This is a genomic window from Bacillus sp. AR8-1 (assembly GCF_008042345.1).
Taxonomy (GTDB): Bacteria; Bacillota; Bacilli; order Bacillales; family Bacillaceae_G; genus Bacillus_A; species Bacillus_A cereus.
On sequence record NZ_QNUB01000061.1, the window covers coordinates 1 to 6,231 of the forward strand.

The window sequence follows — 6,231 nt, forward strand, 5'->3', positions numbered from 1 at the left end:
TAGTTTAGCTAGAGTATTAATAAAGAATGGTGTAAAAAAAGAGTCCATTGTAGGGATTTTAGCAGAAAAATCTATAGAAATGATTATAGGGTTAATGGCAATCCTAAAGGCTGGAGGAGCATTTCTTCCGATAGATCCCCAATATCCTAATAGAAGAATTAACTATATGCTGGAAGATAGTGGTTCGGAGATTCTTTTAGTACAAAATAGACGAATGAATGAAATCGATTTTGATGGGAGCATTATTAATTTAGATAATAGTAGCCTGTACGTTGAGGAACAACGAAATTTAGGGTTAGTGAATAGAGAAGATAATCTAGCTTATGTAATTTACACTTCTGGAACTACGGGAAGACCAAAAGGAGTATTAGTTAATCATTTTGGAGTAGGCAATTTAAAGAGTATGTTTGAAAATGATATGCAAATAAAAGAAGATGATAAAATTGTCCAATTTGCAAGCGTTTCATTTGATGCATCGGTGTGGGAAATAAGTATGGCTTTGTTAAATGGAGCTGAACTACATATTTTGTCAGATGAAGTGATTAATAATTATATCCATTTTGAAGAATATATAAATTATCAAAAAATAACTGTAGCAACTTTACCGCCAGTGTATGTAAATAATATAAATATAGATAAAATTAAAACACTGAGATTATTAGTGACGGCAGGTTCACAAATAAACAAAAAATTATTGGGAGAGATTGCTAATAAAATAGAATATATAAATGCATACGGACCAACCGAAACGACAATTTGCTCTACTATGTGGAAATATGAGGATAATATAGCGGAATTATATACAGTGCCAATTGGTAAACCAATTAGAAATTTAAAAGCATATATAGTTGGTAAGAATAATGAGCTGCTCCCGATAGGAGTATCAGGAGAATTGTGCATTTCGGGAGGTAGCTTGGCAAGAGGATACTTAAATAAAGAAGAATTGACCAGCGAGAAATTTATAGATAATCCTTTTGAGCCTAGAACAAAAATGTATAGAACGGGGGATTTAGCAAGATGGATGCCCGATGGAAATATAGAGTATTTAGGAAGAATAGATAACCAGGTCAAAATAAGGGGTTATAGAATTGAAATAGGAGAGATAGAGTACCAGTTATTAAAATTGGAAGGAATAAAAGAAGCTGTTATTGTAGATAAAAGTAATGAGAACGGTGAAAAATATCTTTGTGCGTATGTGACTGCGGAAAGAAAGGTTTTTGCTGCTTCTCTGAGAGAAAAGTTGACTCAAATACTACCAGCCTACATGATTCCTAGCTTTATCATTCAAATTGACCAGTTACCCCTAACTCCAAATGGAAAAATAGATAGGGAAGCACTTACTAAAATAAAAGAAATTAAACAGTCGGATGTAAATTATGAAGCGCCACGAACCGATGTTGAGGAGGTTTTAGTAAGAGTTTGGACCGAGGTTCTTCAAATTGAACATGTTGGAATTTCTGATAATTATTACGAATTAGGTGGCGATTCAATCAAGGCTATTTTGATTGTATCAAGGCTTCAAAAGTATAATCTGAGTCTTGAAGTGCAAGATATACTACAACATCCAAAAATTAAGGAAGTTAGTAAATATGTAAAAAAATACAATAGCGAAATAAATCAGGGACCAGTTGAAGGAAAAGCAGAACTATCTCCAATACAAAATTGGTTTTTTGAAAATGACTTTTCACATGTAAATCATTTTAATCAAGCATTCATGTTTCATATTAAAGAAGGCATTAACGAAAAAATATTGATAAAAACATTCGAGAATATTATTAAACATCATGATGTTTTTAGAATGATATATGTAAAAGAAAAAGGTGTAATGGGACAAGAGAATAGAGGATTAGAAGCTATTAAAGATGCTTTTACATTAGATACTTATGATCTAAATTCTGATAAGGACTATATAAATACTATTGATATGTTGGTTAATCAAATCCAACAAGGAATGGATCTTGAAAGTGGAGTTTTAATAAAGTTAGGCTTATTCAAAACAATCGATGGTGATTATTTATTCATATCTGTTCATCATATGATTATTGATGGAGTATCTTGGAGGATTCTTCTTGAGGATCTAGAGCAAACTTATAGGTTTATGGAAAATGCTAAGGAAGTTATTATGCCAAAAAAAACCACATCTTACAAAGAGTGGACTCGAAAATTGGTGGAGTTTGCAAATGGTGAAAAAATCAAGAAGGAACTCGATTATTGGATTGATGTGGAAAAAACAGAAGTTGCTGAAATTCCAAGGGATTTTAATAAAAGTGAAAGTACTTTTGGAGAAAGTAAAACTATTACGATTAATATTACCAAAGAATTAACAGAAAAGCTGTTAAGGAAGGCAAATGCGGCTTATCATACTCAAATAAATGACCTTTTACTTTGTTCATTGGCAATGGCAATAGAGGCATGGTCTGGTAATAATAAAATTTTAATTAGCCTTGAGGGTCATGGAAGAGAGAACCTTTTAAAGGATGTTTCGATAGATAGAACGATAGGTTGGTTTACATCGTTATATCCAGTAATTTTAGATATGAAGCACAGTGAAGATATTTCATACTGTATAAAAAAGACAAAAGAGCATTTGAGAAGAATACCCAATAAGGGAGTTGGATATGGAATACTGAAGTATTTGACTGCTCCGGGAAACAAGAAGAATATTCACTTTAAATTAAAACCAGAGATTGGATTTAACTACCTTGGAGAATTTACTCAACATAATCAAGAAATCTTTTGTTATTCAGAGTTATCAAGTGGTACGAGTGTTTCTTTATCTAACAAAAAATTGAACCCAATCGAAATTAATGGATTGGTTATTAACGGTCAATTAAAGTTAGAATTTAACTATAGTACTAAAGAATTTAAAGATGAAACAATTGAAAAGTTAACAGAATTATATATAAATAAATTAGTTGGTATTATAGAACATTGTGAAAATAAGGAATATCCAGAAAAAACGCCGTCCGATTATGGGGATAAAGAGTTATCCATTGAGGATTTAAATAAAATATTATTTAGTGGAAAAGAAATTGAGAAAATACACTCTCTTACACCTATGCAAAATGGAATGCTGTATCATTCATTACTTGATCCTTATTCACAGGCGTATTTTGAACAGATTACTTTTTCTTTGGAAGGAAAACTTGATATTCAAAAATTAAATACAGCATTTAATATGCTTATAGAAAAATATGAGATATTAAGGACCGCGTTTTTCTATGAGGATATAAGTATGTTTAAGCAAATAGTATTAAGAGAGAGAAAAGTAACGATACATTATGAGGATATAAGTAAATTTAAAGGGGTGCATAAAGAGGAATATATAGAATATTTAAAACGTAAAGACAGAAATAATAGGTTTGACTTAACAGATGACTGTTTAATAAGGATATTTGTTATTAAAACAGATGGTGACAAATACAAACTGTTGTTCAGTTTTCATCATATTATTATGGATGGTTGGTGTATGAGTTTATTGATGAATGACATAATACATATTTATAAATCATTATGTCGAGGTGAAAAAGTAAAACTTAATCAAACTGAACCGTATAGCAACTACTTAGAATGGCTGGATAATCAGGATACAGGTTCAGCATTAGACTATTGGAGGGATTATCTTAATGAATATGAGCAAGAAGTTGAAATTCCAAGATTCAACTAAAGAAGATGGTTTCAAAAATAGAAAGGAAACCTTTATCGTTAATGAAAGGTTAACATCCACGCTAAAAACTGTATCTGAAAATAATCATATCACCTTGAGCGCGCTTATTCAAACCGCATGGGGAGTTGTTTTACAGAAGTATAACAATGTAAACGATGTTGTATTTGGAGCCGTCATTTCTGGAAGACAGTGTAAAGTTGAAGGCGTAGAAAGAATGGTAGGATTATTTATAAATGCTATTCCTCTAAGAGTTAGAGGGGAAAATGATACAAAGTTTATTACATTGGCAAAGCAAATTAATAATGATGTTATTAAAGCAAATACATCATATGGGTATAGTTCTTTAGCGGATATACAAGCTTTGACAAAGATGAAGGGGAAGTTAATCAATCATATATTGGTTTATGAAAATTATCCAATGGATGAAAGTTTAAAGAATTTTAATAATAAAAGTCATGCTGAGTTACAAGTGACAGATATGGAAGTCTTTGAACAAACAAATTATGATTTTGGAATAGTGATCATACCTGGAGAAAAAATCACAATTGAAATTACGTATAACAATTATGTTTATAATGAAGAAATAGTAAATTTCGTGGGAAGGAATCTATGTCATACGTTGCTTCAAGTAGCAAATGATCCTGTGCGTAAATTGGGAGAAATAAGTGTAGTAAATGAGGAGGAGAAAAATAAGGTATTGAATGAATTTAATAAGAAAACACCTCATTATCCTGTGAATAAAAGTATACAAGAACTCTTTCAAGAGCAGGTGGAAAAAACACCGGACGATGTAGCTTTAGTGTTTGAAAAAAAAGAGCTTACATATAAGGAGTTAAATGAAAAGGCAAATAAATTAGCGAGGATGTTAATTGAAAAAGGGGTAGGAAAGAATAGTATTATTGCTCTGATGGTAGAGCCGTCTGAATATTTGATAATTGGAATGCTTGGGATTCTAAAGACAGGGAGTGCTTTTTTACCTATTGATAATGAAATTCCAAAGAGCAGAATAAAACATATTCTAAAAGATAGTCAAGCGAGTATAGTAATCTCAAATTCGAATTTGTTTGAAGATGAGGACGCTTATATTGAATATCTAGATGTTACAGATGAGTCATTATACGCTGAGCAAGATTCTACAAATTTAGAAACACATTATGATTTGGAGGCAGAAGTATATGTTATATATACTTCTGGAACTTCGGGTGTCCCTAAAGGAGTTAGTATAAAAAATAAATCATTAATCAATTATGTGCTATGGGCTTGTGAACAACTCAAATTAGACTCTGCAAGTCGATCTTTAGTGACTTCAAAGTATAGTTTTGACTTGTGTTATACCAGTATTTTTCCAGTTTTAATGTGTGGGGGACAACTTCATATAATCGATAAAGATGTATATCTTGATTCTCTATCTTTAATTAAATATATAGAAATGAAAAAAATAAGTTATTTAAAAATGACACCTACTCTGTTTTCAACATTAATGGATCATTCTCATATTCTTAAGTCATGTATTGATTTAAAGGTCATTATATTAGGTGGAGAAAGTATAAACATTAGCAATGTCAAAAAGATAGCTGAAGAGTGTCAATGGATCACATTTATCAATCATTATGGTCCGACTGAAAGTACAATAGGATGTATTGCACATTATATTGATTTGGCTCAAATTCAGTATTGTGAATCATATAATAAAATTGGAAAGCCGATAAATAATACGAAAATTTATATTGTTAACTCATCAAATGATATTGTTCCAATTGGTGTAGTGGGAGAAATATGCGTCAGTGGAATGGGAGTAGCCAAGGGTTATTTTAATAATCACAACTTAACCAATGAGAAATTTATAGATAATCCTTTTGATAAAGGAACAAAAATGTATAAAACAGGTGATCTTGGTAGATGGTTACCTGATGGTCATATTGAGTATTTAGGAAGAATTGATAATCAGGTTAAGATAAGAGGTTTTAGGGTTGAGACAGGGGAAATAGAAAGTCATCTATTGAAATTAGAAGGAATAAAAGAAGCTATTGTTGTAGATAAAATGGATGGAAATGAGAGTAAATATCTTTGTGCGTATGTGACTACTGAGAAAAAAGTACTTGTTAATACTTTGAAGGAAGAACTAGCTCAATTACTTCCAGGTTATATGATTCCAAGTTTCATCATAAAAATTGATGAATTGCCAATAACACCTAATGGGAAAATAGATAGAAAAGCATTGCCTGATCCTGATCTAAGCTATGTTACGGACACACAATATAAGGGTCCAAGAAATGATATAGAAGAAAAGCTTGTCACTATATGGGAAACTGTATTGGGGAGAGAGCGGATAGGTATAAATGAAGATTTCTTTGATTTAGGAGGGCATTCTTTGAAGGCAGCTTTTACAACCTCTCACATTAGAAAAGGGTTGGGTGTAGAAGTAAGGATCAAGGAACTGCTTGAAAATTCTACAATTAAACAGTTAAGTGAACTTATACAAAAGAAAGATAAAAAACATTATACGGTAATAAATAAAGCGGAAAATAAAAAATATTATAAAGCATCTTCGGCAGAAAAAAGAA

1 pseudogene is annotated in these 6,231 nt (G+C 31.2%); it reads left to right on the forward strand.

The features are described from left to right. A pseudogene (locus DN400_RS30365) lies at positions 1-6,231 on the forward strand (non-ribosomal peptide synthetase); the annotation flags it as partial.